The sequence below is a fragment of the Paenibacillus xylanilyticus genome, from assembly GCF_013359935.1.
GTDB classification, from domain to species: Bacteria; Bacillota; Bacilli; order Paenibacillales; family Paenibacillaceae; genus Paenibacillus; species Paenibacillus xylanilyticus.
Window position 1 is genome coordinate 1 of the sequence record NZ_JABMCB010000119.1, and the last position, 22,171, is coordinate 22,171.

Below are 22,171 nucleotides of genomic sequence, written 5' to 3' on the forward strand. Positions count from 1 at the left end.
CCTTTATTCCCGCATGCCTATTTTTACGTCTTTTCGCCACCGGCTCCGCCCACATCCTCTTCTTCGTACTAACTATAGGATGAAATCCTGCGAATTCATGAGCCTGAGTGAGAAAACTGAATCATTTCGAGGGAGCTTAATGGACAAAACTACTTACACAAAGCAGCTTTAATACATCGCCATTTTCAAACTGAAGTTCCTATCGACGATATCCTAAAGCTGGCCCTATATTTAAGATGGTCCTGCACTAACTGAACCGATAAAAGTAGTAACTTATAATTGGGGCACCTTCTGTCTATCCAAGGATGCCTTGTCGTCTCATTAATCTTGTTTGTATTTTTCTTTTAGAACGCTAGAGCCGAATCCCCCCACAACCATTAAAATTAAAGAACCGAAGTTCCAAAGGAATGACCCACCATATAATGCAATCTCCAGCGCAGTTATTTTGTTCAGAAAGAGGACAACGAGTTTGACCACCAACAGCACAAGGCCTACTGAAATGAAGACATCAAACAGAAACTTTAATTTTAGGTGCGCTAGTTGCTTGCTTTCTTTTATCACCTTTTTTGTCAACTCTTCGTCCGCCTTTAATAATTCATCTATAGATATTTCAAACAAATCGCTTATTTTGATAATCATTTCAATCCCGGGGGTAATTTTGATTATTTTCCCATTTGGAAACCGATTGTCGACTCACATAAAGCTTCTCGGCCAGATCTTCTTGTGACCAACTTTTCTTATTTCTTTCCGCTTTTAACTTCTCCCCAAAGATCATATTAGCAACTACCTTTCTGTAAATTTTACAAGCTTATACTAGATTAATTGCATATAGAAGTAAAGAACGCTTTGGTTGCGGTACCCCGCAACCCCAAGTTGCAACACAGTAAAGATAAAAAAATACAAACTATTGAGGATACAGTAAGATAACGAAGTAGTCTCTCAAAGATATCAGGAAAACGTGGTGACCATTTACAATCTGTATTGATCGATGGAGTCTTCTCGTGCTACGAATGAAAATTCTTCAAACTGTATATAATTTATACGTAGACTTTCGTCTGCCTCCTATAGATTAGTCCACCTTTTCGCAGCATAGGTGGACTTTCTCATTTTAATTTTATCCTTCCATGATGAATTAATCTGACACAATCCATTCAACTAGACGTTAAATTAAGTACGATTAAAATCAGATCACTTCATTTTTATATTTTCTCCTAATTTCTCTTTGGCAGTCGGACGGAAAATTGACCCAAAGTGTTTAGGGAATAAGCATTCCCTGTAATTTGAATTTTTCAGTCTATATTCTGAATAGTACAAACTAAACATTTAATATATATCCCTGAAACCATTATCCATTTTGGGGGTGAAACTGTTTTATGGCTTTTATTCTTAGGTACAACACCACGATGAACGGAGCTATGACTTTTACAGGCAACACGATGGGGCTAAACAAAGTAGCGAACCAGAATAACCAAGGTACTGCGGGTTCAATTGGCGCTTTCATTACACTTAATACATCTTCACAGGTAGGAAACTTTCCATTAGGTACGACACTCAATTATATTCAAAATTCGTCTGCTGCAATCCTTAGTTTACCTGCAGGTTCAGAAGTATTATATGCAGAACTGATTTGGGCGGGAAGTTATAATTATGGTGGTTCCAATGTAAGTGGGGCCATCCCAAATCCAATCACTTTTACGACGCCAGCAGGTACGTTTTCTGTGGCTCCTGATCCTGCAACGGCAGCTAATACCGCACCAGCAGCCAACTTTTATGTTAACTCAGCTAATGTTACTGCTTTAGTTCAACAAGCGGGTGCGGGAACTTATGTTGCAGCTGGAATTCCTGGAACAGCTTCTGCAACGGAAAACAATACAAACTTTGCAGGTTGGACTCTTGCAGTAGCTTACGCAAGTCCATTCCTTCCCTCCCGTAATATGAGCATTTTTGTGGGTGCCGAAATCGTGAATGCAACCATCGGCGCAGCCACTGCATCCATAACCGGTTTTGGCACGCCAGTAACAGGTGCCGTAACGGGCCGTTTAATGGTTAGTGCTTGCGAAGGGGACCCTCAAATTACAGGGGACCAGGCTCTCTTTGGGCCTACTGTTGACTCACTGGTCGCTATTTCTGGGCCCAACAACCCCGTTAATAACTTTTTTGCATCCCAGATTAACAACGACCAGGGATTAATCAATACTAACGGAACATTTGGTAACCGGAATAGTGCTCCAGGAACACCTGTCATTGGTGCTAGGCAGGGATGGGATATTACAAACGTGGATGTCTCCGCAGAACTTGTGAACTCCCAGACTTCGGCCGTTATTAGGCTTCTTTCCACCCAAGATCAATATATGGTAAATAGTGCTGGACTCCAGGTGGATGTGAATGCTCCTTTTTTTGTTTTCAATAAGAACTCAAATGTAACTTCAGCTTTTGTTGGTGATACGATCCAGTATACGATTACCGCTTCCAATGTGGGAACAGCCTCGGCCACACTCGTTCTTTTAACGGATAGTTTTCCTAGCTCCGGTAGCTTCGTTCCGGGTAGCTTGTCTGTAGATGGCGTTCCACAGCCTGGAGCAAGCCCAGTAACGGGACTGAATCTAGGCGTGATCGCTCCGGGTCAAACGGTGACGATCGTGTACTCCGTTCAGATCGTCTCTCGCCCATCCGGCTCGACTCAATCCAACGTAGCCAACCTGACGTACAACTTTCAAAGTCTTCCGGGCGGGCCAGTCTTCGAAGGCATGTCCCAATCTAACGGGAACAACGTTACGATCAACAACCGTCCACCTACTGTCCCCAACTATGCGTATACGACAAATGAAAATGTACCTGTTTCTTCCCAAGTTATAGGTACAGATCCAGATGGAGATCCGCTTACGTACTCTCTAAACTCGATACCAACTAGTGGAACCGTTGTGGTGAACGCAGATGGGACATTTACTTACACGCCTGATACCGGATATGTTGGTCCTGATTCGTTCACTGTTTTAGTAAGTGACGGACTTGGAGGAACTGCGGTATCCACCGTAGCGATCACTATTGTTAATCGTCCACCTCTTGCTCAGAATTTGAATCTGACGACCAATAAAAATACACCAATCAATGGACAGATCGTAGCTACAGACCCCGATGGAGATACATTAACGTATGCACTGAATTCACCTCCAGCAAGCGGCACAGTCACGGTCAATCCAAACGGTAGTCTTACCTATACACCTAATCCTGGATTTGCAGGAACAGACTCTTTTACGGTGTTGGTCACGGATGCTAACGGGGCTACAGCCATTTCTACCGTTACCGTACAAGTTAACAATCGCCCACCGACAACACAGAATGTGAATTTATCAACTCCGGAGAACATCTCTGTTTTCGGTCAAGTCATTGGGCAGGATCCAGATGGTGATCCGTTAACGTATGATTTGAACTCACAACCGGTAAACGGCAGTGTCGTGGTCAATCCAAACGGAACCTTTACCTATACCCCCAATACCAACTTTATTGGTGTGGATACATTTACGGTACTTGTTAGTGACCCTAGCGGGGGATCTGTCGTTTCAACAGTTACCATCACCGTAGTTAACCTGCCTCCAACTACCCAAAATGTGAACCTGACGACACCAGAGAACACTCCTGTCTTCGGTCAAGTTATTGCTACGGATCCCAATGCGGACCCGCTAACGTTTACTCTTAATTCACCTCCTGTTAACGGCACAGCTATCGTCAATACGGACGGAACATTCACTTATACACCTAATCCTACTTTTATAGGCACCGATTCGTTTACCGTGTTGGTTAGTGATGGACGCGGTGGAACTGCTCTCAGCAATGTAACCGTCGTAGTAACCAATCAGCCGCCGGTTGCACAGAATCAAACCCTCAACACCCCTGGAAATACGCCTGTGGCCGGACAAATTATTGCAACTGATCCTAATGCAGATCCATTAACGTATGCTTTGAATTCCCCTCCGACTAACGGAAGTGTGATAGTGAATGCAGACGGAAGCTTCAACTATACGCCGAATACAGGGTTTGTTGGTACAGATACCTTTACAGTCATTGTTAGTGATCCAGCAGGTGCCTCTGCCATTGCCACGGTTACAATTAACGTGGAGAATCTTCCTCCGATTACAGGAAATCAGTCACTCGCAACACTACAAAATACACCGGTAGTTGGACAGATTATTGCGACTGATCCTAACGCAGATCCACTGACGTACAGTTTGCTTTCCCCACCAAGCAATGGGGCTGTCACCGTCAATCCAGACGGAAGTTTCAGTTATCAGCCAGACGTAGGTTTTGTGGGATTAGATACATTCTCGGTACTCGTAAGTGATGGCCGCGGCGGAACGGCCGTGTCTACAGTAACTATAACGGTAGCCAATCAACCACCAGTAGTGACCAATCAGACGCTTTCTACCCTTCAGAATGCATCCGTTAACGGTCAAGTCGTTGCTACGGACCCAGATGGAGATCCTCTTACCTATACATTACAATCGCCACCAAGTAACGGTACAGCTGTCGTTAACGCAGACGGCACGTTTACCTATACGCCTATCACTGGGTTTGTTGGCATTGATTCATTCACGGTGCTTGTCAGCGACGGCAAAGGTGGTACAGCTGTCGGTTCGGTTATGGTCAATGTCATCGACCAGCCACCTATCACTCAAGATCTATCATTATCGACCAATTTTAATACACCGATAAATGGTCAAATTCCAGCAACTGATCCAGATGGAGATACACTTACGTATTCGGTATCTGTACCGCCTTCTAATGGTACGCTTGTTCTTGATCCAGCTACGGGTGCATTTACGTACACCCCGAATGCAGGGTTCCTTGGAGTTGATAACTTTGCAGTACTGGTGAGTGACGGAAAAGGTGGAACGGCGATATCTAATGTTCAGATTGGTGTCCCGGTATCCGCACCTATCACATCCGATCTTACCCTGAATACGAATGCTAATGTGCCTGTAGCGGGTCAAATTCAAGCAACCGACCCACAAGGAGAAACGCTGACTTATACCCTAACCACACCACCGCCAAATGGTACGGTTGTGTTGGATCCAGCCACGGGGGCTTTTACGTACACCCCAAATGCTGGATTTGTGGGGACAGACACGTTCGTTGTAACGGTAACGAACACAAGTGGTATCCCTGTTACTTCAACTGTATCGGTCAATGTTGATAATCAACCCCCCGTCGCTCAGAATCTCACCGTTGACACGGTTCAGAATACCCCGGTCGGTGGCCAGATTCCTGCAACGGATCCGGACGGAAATCCTCTTACCTATACCGTGATATTAACTCCGGCACTTGGCACGGTCATTGTCAATCCGGACGGTACGTTCACTTACACGCCAAATGCTGGAGTCGTGGGTACAGATTCATTTACGGTCCTTGTTAGTGATGGTTTGGGGGGGACAGCGACATCTGTAGTTACGGTCAATATCATTGATCAACCTCCAGTGACACAGGATGTGCAAATCAGCACACCGGCCAACGTTCCGATTAATGGGGTGGTAACCGCCACCGATCCAGATGGTGACCCACTGACGTATACCCTGCTCTCACCACCAGCGAACGGCACAGCCACCGTCAATTTGGATGGAACATTTACGTATACACCCAATTCCGGATTCCAAGGTCAAGATGCATTCACTGTACTGGTGAGTGATGGAAAGGGTGGTACGACTGTATCTACAGTTCGAATTGAAGTCGTCAATCAACCACCGATCGTTCAAAATGAGACACTCAACACCTCTCAGTCCATTCCCATTAGTAGCCAAGTCACTGCCACCGATCCAGATGGTGACCCACTCTCCTACGCACTAGATAACCCGCCCATTAATGGTACCGTGGTTGTGAATCCAGATGGTACGTTCACCTATATACCGGATCCTGGATATGTGGGGACAGACTTCTTTACGATCACCGTCACGGATAGCCGTGGAGGCGTTGCATCTGCAGTAATTACGGTTAATGTGAATGCCAACGTGCCTGTTGTGTTCAATCAGACGGTTAGTACAAATACGAATACACCCATTTCCGGGCAAGTCATTGCCACAGATCCTACTGGTGAACCTATTACCATTGCCGTCCTTTCCCCTCCTGCCAATGGTACGGTTACTGTTAATCCGGATGGCACGTATACGTATACGCCTAATCCAGGTTTTGTAGGTACAGACAGTTTTACAGTTCAAGCGACGGATACAGGAGGCGGGGTAGGTACTGGTGCAGTCACTATAATAATAAATAATATACCGCCTGTGGCTCTGGGTACGAGTGTAAGCACTTTTGAAAACATACCTGTTTCTGGTGTAGTAACGGCTATAAGCCCGGTAGGGAATCCAATTACCTTTTCATTGAATTCTCCACCTGTTGACGGAACTGTTGTCGTCAATGCCGATGGAACGTTTACCTACACTCCAAATCCAGGATATGTCGGTCAAGATAGCTTTACCGTTATTGCCAGCGATCCTTCTGGTGGAACGGCGGTAGCTACGGCAATTGTTACCGTTCTGAATCAGCCACCTACAGCCCAAGACCAAAACTTAATTGGCTCCTTGAACACACCTGTTAGCGGGCAGATTATTGCTTCTGATCCCAATGCTGATCCACTCATTTATCTTATTGGTTCCGTACCCGTCAACGGCACAGTTGTGCTCAATCCAGATGGCTCGTTCACCTATACACCAAATACTAACTTTGCTGGAGTAGATTCTTTTACCGTGTGGGTGTTTGATATCAATGGAGCAAGTACCGTAACCACTGTAACGATTACAATCCCGATTCTGCCACCAGTGATTAACAGTACCCAATTCACAACGAATGCCGATGCGCCTGTAAATGGTCAATTAAACGCAACAAGCCCTGAAGGCGTTCCAGTCACCGTTCAGTTAGCAACCCTACCTGTGAATGGTACAGTTGTCGTTAATCCGGATGGTACGTTTACGTATCAACCCAATCTTGCTTTCGTAGGGACCGATACGTTTACGGTTGTTGCAACGGACACCTATGGTGCAACAACAACAGGCACAGTAACCATTCTAGTGGTGGCAGTACCGCCAGTTGCTCCTGACGTTTTCGTGATCACACCAATTAATACGCCAGTTTCGGGCAGAGTTACTGGAACCGATCCGGACACCACTGCGCTGATCTATACGCTCTACGTTCCGCTTCCAGCCAACGGAACAGCGGTCGTAAACGCAGATGGCACATTCACGTATACACCAAATACTGGCTATACCGGTGTTGACACTTTCCCGGTCATCGTAACGGATGCATACGGACTGAATGATATTGCTCTAGTAACAGTCACGGTTGTCGGAGATGTTCCCGTTGCTCCGCCAGTAAATGTCGCCACTATTGCGGGGCAAAGCGTCTCGGGTGTCATTGACGCTACAGACCCAGCAGGTTTACCGCTGACGTTTTCGCTTGGTGCTTCTCCAAGTAACGGTACAGTGATTCTTAATCCAGACGGCACGTTCATTTATACACCAAATCCGGGGTTTGTAGGTTCAGACACATTTACCGTTGTTGTCACAAATAGTGCGGGTCAAAAAACCTTAGTTCCCGTTAACGTTACGGTGGTTTCTGCATCGGGGAGCGGTCCAATCACCACGAGTATTGGAGTTGGCACCAATGAGGGGCAGCCTGTATCTGGCCAAATATTGGCCAGTAGTCCTGATAATTTACCACTCTCATATACCATTGGATCCTCACCTCAAAACGGAAATGTTACCCTTAGTTCGACGACTGGAGAATTTGTATACGTTCCGAATTCGAATTTTACAGGAACCGATACGTTCACCGTTGTCGTCACTGACAGTTTAGGCCGGAGTGTTACCGCTACAGTGACGGTTGTGGTCTTTCCTGTAAGTCCGAGCGAGCCCCTAAATCCGGTAAATCCAGTGAGTCCTGGAGAACCAGGTACTCCACCTGGAATTCCGCTGCCACCACTTACAATTACAGCTCAACTAGCTACAATTTCGGGAACACCGATCCGAAGCGCGGCTCCAGGAGGGGGCAGTGCCTATATATTAGCCGGTGGTCCCACTCATGGCGTGATTTCTTTAGGAGCGGATGGTTCGTATGTGTATACGCCGAACCCAGGTTTCGTAGGAACAGATTGTTTTACCATTCAATATATTGATGCACAAGGTAGATTGGTTCAGTACAACGTAATCATAAATGTTAGTGCACTGTCTGGCCCATTAGACGTAGGAACAGGCGCAGGGAGAACTGGAACGGATTCAGGAGTAGGTGGTATTGAAACAGGAGCGGGAGTCGCTTTTGAACTTGGCAGTGGGATTCTAACCTTAAACTTAAAGGGTGATGAGAATCAAACACTCTATGGCGACTTTAACTCACTTGGTCTAGGAAGGATTACCCGGGCTAGAGTTCTTAAAGCTCCGCAAAATGGTAAGCTCACACTGAAAGAAGATGGCTCATTTAAACTCGTACCCAACCGAAACTACACTGGACGAATTCAGTTCACGGTCATTGTAACGGATCTATTAGGTAAAGAGTACACCGTTCAAGTGTTTGTTGAGATTAGCGCCGGTGATGATGAGTAGCTTAGATCTAATATCGTATTACGGTTTTTATTCAATAAAGAATTTACAATTTCTTAATGGAGCTCTTTTTCCTACGCGATACTTTTCGCTTAGTTGCTTGCCGTGTTTTAGAGTTAGTTGATTTTCTTGAGCCCCTTGTGCTGTTTCTCTGAGGCATAAGGGGCTTTTCTTCGATTCTCACGTCGGGTACCACTGTTTCTTCAGGTGGTACGAACCGGAGATTTTCCAAATTATATGGTTGCTCCGCATCCTCTTTATCTATCCATTGCATTCGTTGTCCTTGAATGTAATCCGGCTCTTCCAATCGCTGACTTTCTTTAATGATAGCAATCTCCTCGTCGGAAATTGCTTCTTTCACGACCAATAAATGATACATAATTTGGTGAGCTACATTAAGCTGCGATTGTCTAAGAATCCCTAGTTCTAACTCATTATACAAGCCATGGTAAGCAGGGAAATAAAAAAACTCCATTTTCAGTAATCTGAAATCCATATTGGTCTGATGAAAAATTTGCGGTTGCGATAAAACGATTGATGAATCAAAGGAAAACTCGTTATCCTCTTGTATGGATCCCGGGCAAGTCGTCCAATATTGGGGCGAATGTTCATTGAATTTTTGTTTAAACTGGGGATTTGCCATATGCATGGTCGCATGTGCGTATGGGGCTACAATACACACAATAGCTCCATGCTTGCATATTCGATAAATGTCCTGCATGACTGAATTTAAATTATCGACGTATTGTAAGCTATGTGAACACATGACAAAATCCACGCTATCGTTTTTCATTGGAATGGGTCGGTTAAAATTATGAACCATATCCGTCATCTCATGATCGAATCGATCTATCCCAATGCAATCTTTGTATTTATTTGTTCCACTACCCAAATCAACTCGCATCCTTCTACTCACCTTTTTCCGATTAAGTTGTTTGTGTTGATTTATGCTATTCAAATGGGGACAGGAATGCATAAGTCATTCACCCTTTGTCACTGTTAGATCATTAACAAATTTCATTAGTTCTTATCTGCTAATCGGTTAAACAAGAAGCAGCTGATCTCCTAGATCAGCTGCTTCTTGAGTTTATTAAGGTATCGTTACTTTCGTTAGTTCAACTCAGATTCACTATCAGACGGTTCTTAATTTGGTTATTTTCATACTTATTCACTTCTGATATTCAGCAACTCCTGCGTTTCTCTATTTGGTTAGTTTGACCGAGCATATCACGAAACTTCGGTTCTGCTTCGAATAAATATTCTTGTTAGAAGACGAATCCTTCACACCGGCATCAAACGATTTTAGTCTTTTATCTTTCATTCAGCTAATAAAAGGGATCTTGATTTCAAACGTAGTTCCTTCTCCAACCATACTTTTAACAGCTAGTTTCCCCATATGATCATCTATTATTTTATAACACATCATTAAACCTAGACCTGTCCCTTTTTCTTTTGTCGTGAAAAAGGGTTCACCTAAACGGTGAATTAATGTTTCAGGAATACCAACACCTTGATCTGTAAAACGAATGTAGATATTGTTCGCTTGAACAAAAGAGGAGATAGTTATTATTCCGCCCCGGGGCATAGATTCAATTGCATTTTTTATAATATTAATAAATACTTGCTTGATTTCAATCTCAGAACACTTCACTAATGGAAGACAGCTCTCCACTTGCATATGAAATTGAATATTATTTAAAGTGGCCTGGGCTTCTAATAGAGTAATGACATTCTGCAGGATGATCCCCACATCATATTTTTTAAAGCTCATCGAGTTTGGCTTTGCTAGAGTTAAAAACTCACTAATTATACTATTGATACGGTCGATTTCGGCTACCATAATTTCGCCGTAATCTGAATCCCATTTTTTTCTTAATTGCATTAATTGTAAGAACCCACGCAGAGTGGTTAGAGGATTACGGACCTCGTGTGCAAAACCAGCCGCTAATTGGCCGACCACATTTAATTTATCTGCTTTTCGAAGGAAGTCTTCTGACCTTTTACGTTCAGAAATATCTTTCGTGATCCCGTTAAGAGCAATAACATTACCCTGAGCATCCTTTAAAGGGGATAATGTTAAATGGATATTTACCATTTCTCCATCCTTACGTGATGTAGCAGTTTCGAAACTGATCACTTCCATTCCTTTTTGTAACCGCTTCCTGAATTCTATAAATTCTGACTTCATAACTATGGGGAAAGAAAAGACCTCCTCCCCAATTAGCTCATCTTCTCTCCAACCAAATATTTTCTCAAAAGAATGATTGGCTCGGATGACTTTACCCTCCATATCTGCGATAAATATGCCATCAACAGAGTTCCCAAATAAAGATTCCATCAACTCTTTTGTTGCTCTTAGTTCTTCCTCAGCTTTCTTTCGTTCTGTGATATCTACACAAGAAGCAATGACCTCAATCACCGTACCTGATTGTCTGATGGGTCGTAAGGATGCAAGGTAGAATATCCCTGCTTTTTCCCCTTCGTAGGAGATCCCCTCTGTTCCTTGCCAGGCTTCATTATAAAAAGTTTCTTTATACTCAGCTATATCGGAGGGAAGAAAATCTTTTAGTTCCTTTCCAATAATCATTTCAGGAGACAAGCCAATTTTATAAAGTAGCTGCCCTGCGCAGAACGTATGTATAAATCGACCTTGATTTAATTCGAATTTGAAAGTCATTCCTTGTTGTTCCGAGAGAATTTCGCTAAATTGTTGATGGGCGAACTGTACAAGCTGGCCTCTTTTGTTCATATGTTATTCTCACCCCGGATAAGATTCGATTTCAAGGTAGATTCGACGATTATATAACATTTTCCTTCCACATAACGGGCTGATGTCGTTTTACAAATTTACACTATGTTAAACTAACGTTTCCCGTTAGTTGAATGATGATTTTACTTTCACAATTTCAAAATCCCTATAAGTAATCAAAAAGCGGGTCTCGAATTCAATTACATTCTTATTCTTTTATGTTGCATTAAGAATGAATTGTCCTTCTTCAGCTTTAATTTCAAAGAAGTACTTTGTATCATTATTCAGGTGATCTAAATGCTTGCTGGTCCCAGGAGATACTTGGAATTCCTCAATGACAATATCCCCTTTTGCATCTTTAACTCTCAATAACACGTTTCGGTCACTGTTGGCACCATTAGTGATTGCCTTGTGCCAGAAGATAGAATCGTATTCAATTGAGTCCTTACCGTCAAATATTATAGGCTTCCATCCGTCTGAGGCGTCTTCAGCAGCAATAACAGAGGTTAACTTTGGCGAAAAATAATTATGAACATGTCCTACATTGAGATAAATCTGATATGAACAAACAAAAACTATTGTTACGGTTAGCAGTAAACCAATAAGGCCAATGATCTTAGATTTAACATTAACCATTTCATGATTCCTCCTTATTAATTGTATTGTTAAACATAAAAGGAGTGCAACTGTTCAAGAAGTTAATTTACTTTATTTTACTTTCTAGAAAAGCTAAATAAAATCCTTTTTTAACGAAACTAACCTGCCCATGTTTAACAGATAAATCAATCCAGCAACTGTAAACGAGCATACACCAGCTAAAGCAGACCATGTAGCAACTTTCTTCTTTATTTTACGGTCTTCATTAGACTCTGAATAAAAATTACCTCTTTGTTGGTTACCAGTCGTCCATGCTCCGATACAAATTCCAGAAACAAAAATGAAAATGATCCCTAGATAAATAAAAAAATTCACAATTCATCTTCCTTCCCATTACCCAAGTTCTTAATAAAACGTTTATTATAGGAAAAAGTTGCATGCGAAGAAGTGAAGTCCTATTTACGTTAACCTGCAGGTTAGTTGAACAAAAGCAGCTGATCATATTGATCCGCTGCTTTCTTTGTAATATTGAGCTATCGTTTCCCGTTAACCTAATGAAGGCAAAAATCAAATCCAACACAGGAAAAACGTATATTGCAACAATATTATTACAATAAAACAACCCCAATCAATTAAATACGACTGGGGTTGTTTTCAATTATATCTGCTACGCCCTGCTCGACTGATTCTATTTAGTATTGATAATCTGTTGGTGCTCCCGCTGGAAATGAACCACGAGCTGCTTCCCTTACCTGGACAACATCACCAGGTTGTATTTGAACTGCTTTATCTACATTCAATGCAATCCACACTACTCCACCATCCAGCGAGTATTCCAGCGTAGGTAGTGAAGTTAATAGCGCATTGTTACCCGTTAGAACATGAACTTGAGATGTGAATGTAAAACTTTTGGCTGGACCTGCTGGAAGAATATCACTTGCCTTTTCCCGAAGAAGGATTGTTAGATCTCCTGGGAATTGCGGTGGATTCTCTTCATCATACGTAGTCCACGTTTCTCCATCGTTCGATGAATACTCCATTGCAGATGATATATAACCTGTATCGAATGTGTTTCCAGCATCGTTTATGCCAATATACATGTATACATTATCAACAAAGCTGACAAACTCCGTCTCCCCAGCTGGTACCTGATTAACTGGATCGGCTTTGACCCGAACTTTTACATAAACATCACCAGGAAAGACTGGAGGGTTGTCTTCATCATAAGAAATCCAATTTACCCCGTTATCAACGGTAAACTCCATGGACGAATCTGCACCAATCAATATATTTCTTGCATCGTCATTCGTTATAGATGGTGCAGCAGGAGCTAAAGGCAACGTATCTTTGATCGTTATACCAATAGTTGCTGTTTCAGACCCATCCTGCAGCAAAGCTCTTAGAAGCAATTGATTGGCATCTGCAGGGATTACTGTACCTTGTGGCAAGGTATAACGATTCCCATCATTTTTATCAACTGTAGTTAAGGACGATACCGGCTGTCCCCCATTGCCCCACAATAGTTCAAATCCAACAACAGAACTATTCTCTGCTCCAGGTATCCAAACAATTTCTCCTCCGATGTGTCCTGCCGTTGTATCGGTATCGACAAACGAAACGGAAATCGGAACCGATGAAGATTGGCTATATGCCAGCTCATAAGCAGATCGAATTTCTTCAATACTAGTAAACTTAGATTCAGGCAATACATTTCGTTTATTTAAAACTGTCTGAGCAATTTCTGTTCGAGCGACTTGGTGTAGAGCGTTGTAAAGATCCGCATCAATAGTTAGCACATCTGCAACTCTCTTTAGGTAGTATTCAATTTGTGCAGCATTTTGTGAATTGTTGAAATCCCGGATTGCACTTGCTTCCGTGTTAGACGGAGCTGGATACGCTTGATTTACTGCACCGATAATTTGTTGAACATCATTGAATGTCATATACTGTCCTGCTTGTAGCGCCAATGCTTCCTGATATCGTAAGCCGTTAAATTCGTTTAACCCCAGCTCTTGTTTTAGCGGAGACGGATACGCTTCGAGGATATGCATGACCGCTTCACCTTTAGTAGGATCAACGGTATTGCCGGTTTCAATAGCTAGCTGCTTCGTAATAAGATTAACGACTTCCGGTCCAGAGTAACTTCCATGACCCCCAAAAGAAATGGAAGTCGGACTACCTGAAGGACTTGTGTACTTGATAGATAATGCATTTTTCACAAACTGCCAATCCAGTCGATACGATGTACCATCACCCAAAGTTACTGGATCAAAATGTATCGTCATAATTGCCATATCTGGTATCGTTAAGTCCCATTCGAGTTTATCAATTTCAATGAAACCATAACCATAGTTACGAAGGCGGCCATCTTTAAATATGGCTGCAGGATCTGTCGTAGTCGTAGCTGGAGGCGTAAGCACACCATTGAACTGAATACTAATTTGATCTAGGTTTGTCGTGTCATACGGTAGAACTGTCACATCATTTGTACGATAATTGCTAATGTTTAAATAGAGTGGGTATGGCGATTCTTCACCAGCATTTTTAAATACAATCCAGAGACCATATGCTTTTGATTTCTCTAATCCTTCGATCGTGAATGTCTTAAGCTCATTAGCTGTTACTGAAACCTCACCATGTGCATAAGAGAAATCACCTGGAAGAGTTCCACTTTTAATTTGCTCTACTGTAGGGCGCACATTATCGTCTAATTTGACAGCCATGTAATAGACTTGTCCCGTTTTCGTGGAGGTTAACATGGCATCCGCAGTGGTTTCCGTTCGATTCTTGTACGTTTTCACAGTAAACGGATTCCTGATCGATGTACCAGGATTCGGGTTTGGAGTCGTTGGTGTAGTACCGGTACCAGGGTTTGTAGGGGTTACACTACCGCCACCGGTATTTCCAGTGTTACTACCACTAGAAGGTGCTGTACTACCCCCTCCAGTTGGAGCAGTGTAACTCGGATTCGATGATCCGTTTATCGTAGCAATCTGTGTTTTAACTCTATCAAAGTTTAAAATCACTTGTTCTGGAGAAACTCCAGCTGGTAGCACGATATGTTGAATAGTTACGTTTGGCGGGAAAGAAATCTTACTTGTTGTATCTTTGATGGTCACGGATCCTATCATTCCTGTTCCTTGTAGCGCCACTGTCCCAGAACCATTAATCGTCACAGATTCAAGTTGGCCATTACCTGAGATAGATGTTTCTTCATTGCCCGTATTGATTTCTAAATTACGAACGTGTGCATACAACGAAGCATTTTGAACCCCTTCTCCTATCGTTACACGCTCATAAGTGATAGAAGGATCGCCCCATAAACCAGAAAGCTTCGACTCAATGTTCACGTTTTGAACAACCGTTTTATTGATTGCTTCTACGCGAACCTCTTCTTTTGAGATGTTCATCTCTTGGAGGGACGATTGATCAAATACAACCGTATTATCGTCTCCACCTTTAACATAAGTTGTACCTTGAACTGTAATATTATCTGCGTAGAAATCATTATTCAGTTCTTTACCTATTTCGAAATCACCCTTAATGGTGATGTTCTTAATGGTTATGTAGTCTGCAGCAACCTTTACCTTACCCTCTACAACTGCTTTACCTGCATCTAGTACAGTATTCCCAGAAAACTCTTCCTTACCTTCGGCTGCAGCTTGTCCTGGTGCTACAAGTTCAAGGGCTAAGATTTTGGTAATTTGACCATCTACTGTTTCAACTCGAATGCCCGCTTTTGTTAATGCAGCGACATTATTCTCTGAGAAGAAGGACTTTAAAGGATCTGAAACACGGTAAGAAGTGTTACCAATCGTGACACTACCATTTTCTATTTTCTCAATGGTTTGAAGATTCATATTGCTCTGCATCTCGTCCACTCTTAACAGAATAGCAGCTAGTTCTTGTCGAATGACTGGCATCTGAGGATGGAAATTCCCATTGCTCCCCGTCATGATTCCGGAAGAAACCATGGAAGACACCGCATCTTTTGCCCAACTCGATATCTTTTGGTTATCTTTGAGAGCTGATAGATCTTCGCTTGATTCTACTTGTGTAGCACGACTCAAGATCGTAGCCAACTCTTCTCGAGTGAGAACATTTTTAGGACGGAACGTCCCTTGGCTCCCTTGCATCCATCCGACCTTTTTAACAGCCTCTATTGCACTAACACTCCATGAATTACTAGGGACATCAGAATACGATGATGATACAGTGTCACTTTGCTCAAGACCCATAACATTGGCAAGAGCTACCGCAGCTTCTTGACGAGTGACTTGCTGCAATGGATGGAAGTATCCTTCTCGATCCCCATTTACGAGCAGTTTTTGATGAGCTTCTTGAATGAGTGCTTGCGCCCATGGTGAAGCCTGTTCTAGATCTTTTAACGTTGCTTCTGAAGCATAAGAGACATTTGAATGCATCGCTGTGCTCAGCGTAAGGGCTATTGTTGCAATAGCGGTGACTCCTAGTTTCTTCGAATTAGCCATAATTCCTCCTGTTTTGTGAGTCTTATTCCCTATCTTTGAAACTTTAGACCTAATAATCATAATATGTAACTTAGATTATAACAATATATAATTTCCAAATTTATCACTTTGAATGTAGAATTTTGTCTTTTTTGAAACTGTAGGATACACAATGTATGTGGATTTAACATCAGTCTCCCCTAAAGCCGCTAGGTTTGCCGTCAATGTCTCGCCGCCCTCCTCCCAAACCCTGGTCACAAAGACGGCTGGTCCACAAACAGTTACTTGAGCCAATCGAAAGCATGGGCAAAGTAACCGGCTTGCCAGTGAGAGTTGTTGAATCCCCTACAGTCAAATATAAATTGTTCCCTAGCTTGACATGATCGCGCCTCGACTTCTCAAACAGTTCTTACCAATATGTACCTAGTAGTGACGGAACGTCCTTTATAACAGGTTCCTGCCCTGGCAAAACGTCAACAATCTTATTCACCCGCTTTAAGCTCGTTAATTCGATATACCCCAAGCAACTCATACTTGATTACTAAATAAAATAGGAACTCATAGTAGCTGCGCCCCGTCTCCTTGTATTTCTTCCATTCATCGTCAATGAGACAGGTTGTCATTTTAATCTGACCACGTACAAAGTACGACTTTTGCTGATACTCTAATCCAGTTTCGTTCTTTTCAATTCTGATAAATTCATTGATTTGTTGTGTCAGCAATTCTCGAAATTGTTCTGGTTTTACACATACAGTAGGAAAGTCAGCTTCACTCATAAAAACATCTTCCTTTTCAATTACGAGAGTGAATGTATCGGGATAAATTAAGTTTAATGTTTTTAGCACACTTTCAGCTTTTTGTTCATCTCTGAATATAAGACGTTCTTCTTTCAAAAGAGTATCACTATAACTATGAGTAATCTTAGGCTTGAGCCAAAATTTAGTTGTGTTTTTATGAGGAGCTACGGAACTTACCCATGAACCTCTTGTGTTATTTTTAATACTTGCGATATATTGTTTAGTCATAATATTCAGCCCTATCTATCATAATGGTTTCTTATTTTCTACCCTCCACCTCTACAACATAACGGTAAACGACTAGACTTGTCCGGTAACGACACAGTCATATGTACCACCTTGCCCCAACTACCCATTTGCCATTTTTCAACTACCTCTTTCAAATTTTATGCCCACCTGATCGACATCGCTGCAATCTCCAGATCCTCAATGCGGTATTACGCGTAAACCACCTGAAGAAAGACATAGAAATTCAATAGCTGCAGTCACTAATATCAACCCCGAATTCTTTCGCTACTTCACCTATGAGCTGAATACAGTCTTCCGGATTTTCGTTTTCAGCAGCTGCTTTTTGAACTAGACGAAATGCTACAGCAAAAGAATTCCCTGGAGCCGCCAAAAACTTTTCTCTTATTTTTTCTTTATTCATCATTACACTCTCCTTTAAGTAGTTCTGAACTATTCATTTAATTGTTAACGTGGGCCGGAGCCGCTTCAGCTCCCGGAGCATGAAGTCCAGCTGGTCGACTCCACAGCTACAGTAAAGTCCTTGAATCCTGGTGTTGTATAAATTATAGTCTTTTGAAGAATATTGGGATCACCGGTTTCTTTGAAGTGTCCCATTAACAGTGCCACCTGATCCAGCAGTACGGATGGGTTATCTGTTAACAAGTTCATGTCCAAAAGTATGCGTCATGTTGTGACAAGCCAGAGTTTTCATCCTCGTTCGCTTCCCATACTTTTCCACGATATGTTGGACTGCACGAACAGACATTTTTGCTTTCCAATCCTTCCTCAAGCTTCTTGCATGTGCCGTTTGTAATTTGCAATATATCTTAGAATGACTGTACCTCGATCTTTAAGATGCGGATCTACTTGCAACAACCATTTCGAAAATTTACTCCAGCTCGCTTTGTAGTTTGCAATTGTCTTAGGATCTAGTCCTTTCTCAACTAGGTGCTGTAAGAATGAATCAAAAAAATTTGAGTCATTTGTAGTTCATTCATTTTTCAATTATAGAAGATGACGATTTTTTGCGTCTTACGTAATTATTTACTGTCGGTTCGTAAATCTATTATACCGCACTTTTGGCATCTTCTATTTAGAGAAGTCGACCAACGGTCCAATACCTCCCTCCTAACCGGAATCACCTCACGCTTTACTTTAGGTAACTTAAAGTAAAGGGGGAATTACAGCAGATGGAATGCATGAATTGTGGCAGTACAAATGATACCACTGATTTGTTATCCAATAACGAGAAAGTTATTTTATGTGTTGATTGCAGATTTGATCTTGCTACCGGGAAACTGAAGCTCCCACTCAAAACTATGGGCAGGCCCTTCCTGGGAATCACCAAAAAGGTTTCACTTACGATGACCAAACAGTTGTGGGAACACTTGGAAGTCAAATCCTACAATAACCGTTCTGTTTACCTTCGCTCTTTAGTGAATCGGGATTTTCAGGAAATGATTAGGGATAATGAAGCCTGCTTGGGTTATGCGATTCTTGGGGCCAAACGGCTTGGCTATTCATCGGAACAGATCGAGCTGCTTGTTAAGGCGATTAACGGAGAAAGAATTTGATGTAATTTCAGTTGGTGAAGCTCGGAAGGAGTATGAAGAATCAGAGCACTAATTTATGACTATAACGGAATACTGAGAAAGGCCACTTCAATTTTGAAGTGGCCTTTTTTGTTGTCCGGTCACCAATGAAGTCTCACCTCGATATTTGACTTGTGAAAACCGCCGCGAACTCCATTACTCTGTATTCCTTTTTATGTCGATATCTTCGTCGCTTAAAACGGTGAAAAAACACACCCTGAAAAAATCAATTAGTTAAACCTGAAAGGTTTCCAATATTGATTTATTCGGGGTGTATTTCATGTAAATACATTTTCTCATGTATTATTTTATTGATTTCAGAGGTTTACGTATTCCCAGCCGTTTAGAAGTCTTTTGAGTCTTTTGTACAAATTTCAGTGCCGTTTCTTTGAGATCTGATTTTTTATCCATCAATGTACTTCTCCTTAAATTGTATTACTAAATCTATTTCCACTTTCGTTTGAAAATATACATAAAACCGACCTCAGCATAATAGATATATTTACAAACAGTTGTTAGGAGGAACACTAGTAATGAGATCTTTAAGCCAGATTAATCTATTGTCGAAAGGGTTAAATGAATTAGCCGATGAAAAGCGAGGCATCCATTCCTATCTACTTGGCAAGTTCGAAAAATACTCACGCTGCTACTTGGATATCAGACTTCCTCACTATGAAATCCTACGAGCTAAATCTTTTTTGGATGACGTCATGGAACTAACAGATCATTCAATCATGATCACTATTGAAGACTTGGTAGGTACTCTATATGATCAGTTTTTAAATCAGGTTCGTCATGCAGCTAAAATTTCCACACTAGGTACAAAAGTACTTAAGAAAAAGGAAGAATTAGAGGGAAACTCAAATAAAATAGTCACTTCCTTTGAACAAATAAACCCAAACCACTGGGCATTAGTCGAAAAGAAAGTTCCCGCAAAAGTAAAGAGAAAAATAATACGTATAGAAATGCATAGAAAGTACATTGAGCGCGGAGAGATATTCCTGTACGATATGACTAAAATTATGCCAGAGTTTCAATTAACCTTAGAAGAATTGATCTCTTTATTACTTCTTGATTTTGTACATGAAGTAGAGAAAGGGAATAGTAAAAAGATCATGGATCAAATAATTAAATCAACTTAGTAAGATTGTAGAATGATATTTAAAAATCTAAATCTAATATTTCTAAGATTCTTTCAGTAATCATATCTTGAGAATGTGTTGGATAAAGTTTTTTTAGCGTATTTCGTAGATCTACTTCTTCAGCACTTACAACAGATTCCTCTTTTAGCTTCAAAATGAACTTTTCCTGAAGCTTTTTCCTTAGAATTGGCTCACCAATCTCATTAATTGTATACCTAATGTGCTCCTTTTCTTCTTGTTTGAAAGGTTCTTTTTTCTCACAACATAGGATGATCTCTTTTATTTTTTCCTGTGCAAATTCACCATAACTATTTTTTATAAAAAACTCATTACTCATAATACGTTGGATATTTTGAGCAAAAGACTTTATATTAGTTATTTTCTTAACTTTTCCAGTTTTATCTTTGGTCAGTGCAATGATTGAATCGCGATTTAAATCAGATAATAAAAATGGGGAATGTGTTGAAAATATCAACTGCACTTGCACACCAAAATCACTTAAGAAGTAATCCTTATTCCCTAGCCTTATAGTGATTTCATCTAATTCGTTAACAATATAGAAAATAAGATTTCTGGACCACTCCAAATGCATTGTTGATTCAATTTCATCTATAAGGAAAATGTAGTTTTTTATCTCATCGGGGCTTCCTTGCAATATGGGGATTTCCCTAAATGAAACATTTACTGCGTAAACAATTGAACTCAACAGCTTAAGTAAATTTCTCTCTCCCGTAGACATATTTACATTATCAATAATAAATGGTGTATATGACTCGTCCGCTTTTACTTTATAATTGTTTTCTGGTTCATCTATTTCATCCAAATTAAGAGAATCAAATTTATCTTGCAAGTAAGTTTGCAAAGCGTCGTAATTTTTCAATACCTCATAAATCCTTTGATTATGCTCGTCTGCGGAAACAACTAACCTAAACTCATATATACCTGGTAGAATATACTCTTTCGCAGCATATACTGATACAAAAAAATTAACGATATATTTGAAAAGCCCTCTAACAATTGACCCATCCAAGTGACTTTTGTCATACTTCTCATTTACTTGTTCAATCTTTTCAAACAGCTGACGAAATCTATCAATGGAAAAATCGTCCCTCTTTAATCCTTTAATATGACCAACGATCTTCTCTATTTCTTCGTCCTGATCATCTCCCTCATAACAAACCTGTTTAGTAATAGCTATAAACTGGTTGATAATGAGTTCAAAAAAATGATTGAAAAAGTCTTCCTCCCACTCATCAACAACAACTAAACGCCCATGGAATGTTGTACTATGTTCATCAGATGTAGGTACTGAAATGCGACGAGAGATATTTTTTAATCTATCGTCAAACCTAAGAGTAATTTCTATTTTCGGAGTTTCAATCGTACCCTTTCTGAATAGATTTAAATAGAGTTTATACCAAACTACCCAAGAGTACTTGCCTCCTTTTACTCTTTGAATAAAATTAATTTCTTCAGGGACCAGAAGTTGAAGTCTATCTCCAGAACTTTGAATGATTTCATCTCTTATATATACAATGCGGTCTATAACTCTATTAATATAATCCGGTATAATTTGGAGATGACTGTCTTCAATCTTTTCAAAAAAGAAACTTCGATAAATCTCTCCTTCTCCTGAAAGTCTATCTATGTAATTCTCAATGTTATTAATCATAATTTTTCCGATACCTTCAAAATAGAATTTATGGTCATTTTCCAAAAAGACCATGAAATATCTATCCTCTAAAGTCTCTTTAAAATTAGATAACTCTAATCTATCTTTATTATTCCTACCGATTATTTCTAACAAACTTGTTTTGCCGGCTCCATTTTTCCCCACAATCCCTGTTATATCTGAAATATTACGTCCATAAAATCGGCTTGGATAGTTAGAATTCTTATCGATACTAAGTTCTTGTTCCTGACTATCGTATTTAATGTTGTATTCCGCAGAAAAATTAAAAGAGATGTCCTTGAACATATCACCATAAGATTCTATATATATAAACAGTAGCTTCATT

The 22,171-nt window shown here is 40.9% G+C and carries 11 protein-coding genes and 1 pseudogene; 3 read left to right on the forward strand and 9 right to left on the reverse strand.

Features of this window, described 5'->3' with window-relative positions:
- Positions 1–321: 321 nt before the first annotated feature.
- Positions 322–775, reverse strand: a pseudogene (locus HP552_RS01370) (helix-turn-helix domain-containing protein).
- Positions 776–1,373: 598 nt separating this feature from the next.
- On the opposite strand from HP552_RS01370, the gene HP552_RS01375 reads away from it, so the two are divergent.
- A complete protein-coding gene (locus HP552_RS01375; protein WP_175393924.1) occupies positions 1,374–8,582 on the forward strand; it encodes an Ig-like domain-containing protein in 7,209 nt (2,402 codons plus the stop codon).
- Between the two features lie 43 nt (positions 8,583–8,625).
- Here HP552_RS01375 and HP552_RS01380 read toward each other — a convergent pair whose 3' ends face one another.
- From HP552_RS01380 to HP552_RS01410, 7 genes are all read right to left on the reverse strand, one after another.
- Entirely contained in the window at positions 8,626–9,483 is an 858-nt protein-coding gene (locus HP552_RS01380; protein ID WP_175393925.1) for a methyltransferase domain-containing protein, read from the reverse strand.
- Positions 9,484–9,900: 417 nt separating this feature from the next.
- Entirely contained in the window at positions 9,901–11,328 is a 1,428-nt protein-coding gene (locus HP552_RS01385; RefSeq protein ID WP_175393926.1) for a PAS domain S-box protein, read from the reverse strand.
- A gap of 216 nt (positions 11,329–11,544) precedes the next feature.
- Complete coding sequence (locus HP552_RS01390) at positions 11,545–11,964, reverse strand: hypothetical protein (RefSeq protein WP_175393927.1); 420 nt, start codon at positions 11,962–11,964, stop codon at positions 11,545–11,547.
- Positions 11,965–12,057: 93 nt separating this feature from the next.
- The gene (locus HP552_RS01395; protein WP_175393928.1) at positions 12,058–12,300 is read right to left on the reverse strand and encodes a DUF5316 family protein; all 243 of its coding nucleotides are present in this window, start codon (positions 12,298–12,300) and stop codon (positions 12,058–12,060) included.
- Between the two features lie 317 nt (positions 12,301–12,617).
- Complete coding sequence (locus HP552_RS01400; RefSeq protein ID WP_175393929.1) at positions 12,618–16,415, reverse strand: DUF4073 domain-containing protein; 3,798 nt, start codon at positions 16,413–16,415, stop codon at positions 12,618–12,620.
- Between the two features lie 461 nt (positions 16,416–16,876).
- Complete coding sequence (locus HP552_RS34815; protein ID WP_246310717.1) at positions 16,877–17,419, reverse strand: hypothetical protein; 543 nt, start codon at positions 17,417–17,419, stop codon at positions 16,877–16,879.
- A 244-nt stretch (positions 17,420–17,663) separates the two neighbouring features.
- Positions 17,664–17,843: a hypothetical protein gene (locus HP552_RS01410; RefSeq protein ID WP_152532768.1), complete on the reverse strand. Its 180-nt coding sequence runs from the start codon at positions 17,841–17,843 to the stop codon at positions 17,664–17,666.
- Positions 17,844–18,609: 766 nt separating this feature from the next.
- Here HP552_RS01410 and HP552_RS01415 point away from each other — a divergent pair.
- Both HP552_RS01415 and HP552_RS01420 read left to right on the forward strand, forming a co-directional pair.
- Positions 18,610–18,993 (forward strand): hypothetical protein, encoded by a 384-nt coding sequence (locus tag HP552_RS01415; RefSeq protein WP_175393930.1) that lies wholly within the window; start codon positions 18,610–18,612, stop codon positions 18,991–18,993.
- Between the two features lie 551 nt (positions 18,994–19,544).
- Entirely contained in the window at positions 19,545–20,153 is a 609-nt protein-coding gene (locus tag HP552_RS01420; protein ID WP_175393931.1) for a hypothetical protein, read from the forward strand.
- A 19-nt stretch (positions 20,154–20,172) separates the two neighbouring features.
- Here HP552_RS01420 and HP552_RS01425 read toward each other — a convergent pair whose 3' ends face one another.
- On the reverse strand, positions 20,173–22,170 hold the full coding sequence (locus HP552_RS01425; protein WP_175393932.1) for an AAA family ATPase: 1,998 nt from the start codon (positions 22,168–22,170) through the stop codon (positions 20,173–20,175).
- Position 22,171: the final 1 nt, after the last annotated feature.

What these genes read in the sequence shown, in the direction of transcription:
- HP552_RS01380 (WP_175393925.1), bottom strand. Translation starts at nt 9,483, where the DNA reads ATGCGAGTTGATTTGGGTAGTGGAACAAATAAATACAAAGATTGCATT.
- HP552_RS01425 (WP_175393932.1), bottom strand. Translation starts at nt 22,170, where the DNA reads ATGAAGCTACTGTTTATATATATAGAATCTTATGGTGATATGTTCAAG.
- HP552_RS01415 (WP_175393930.1), top strand. Translation starts at nt 18,610, where the DNA reads ATGGAATGCATGAATTGTGGCAGTACAAATGATACCACTGATTTGTTA.
- HP552_RS34815 (WP_246310717.1), bottom strand. Translation starts at nt 17,419, where the DNA reads ATGACTAAACAATATATCGCAAGTATTAAAAATAACACAAGAGGTTCA.
- HP552_RS01420 (WP_175393931.1), top strand. Translation starts at nt 19,545, where the DNA reads ATGAGATCTTTAAGCCAGATTAATCTATTGTCGAAAGGGTTAAATGAA.
- HP552_RS01410 (WP_152532768.1), bottom strand. Translation starts at nt 17,843, where the DNA reads ATGATGAATAAAGAAAAAATAAGAGAAAAGTTTTTGGCGGCTCCAGGG.
- HP552_RS01375 (WP_175393924.1), top strand. Translation starts at nt 1,374, where the DNA reads ATGGCTTTTATTCTTAGGTACAACACCACGATGAACGGAGCTATGACT.
- HP552_RS01385 (WP_175393926.1), bottom strand. Translation starts at nt 11,328, where the DNA reads ATGAACAAAAGAGGCCAGCTTGTACAGTTCGCCCATCAACAATTTAGC.
- HP552_RS01390 (WP_175393927.1), bottom strand. Translation starts at nt 11,964, where the DNA reads ATGGTTAATGTTAAATCTAAGATCATTGGCCTTATTGGTTTACTGCTA.
- HP552_RS01400 (WP_175393929.1), bottom strand. Translation starts at nt 16,415, where the DNA reads ATGGCTAATTCGAAGAAACTAGGAGTCACCGCTATTGCAACAATAGCC.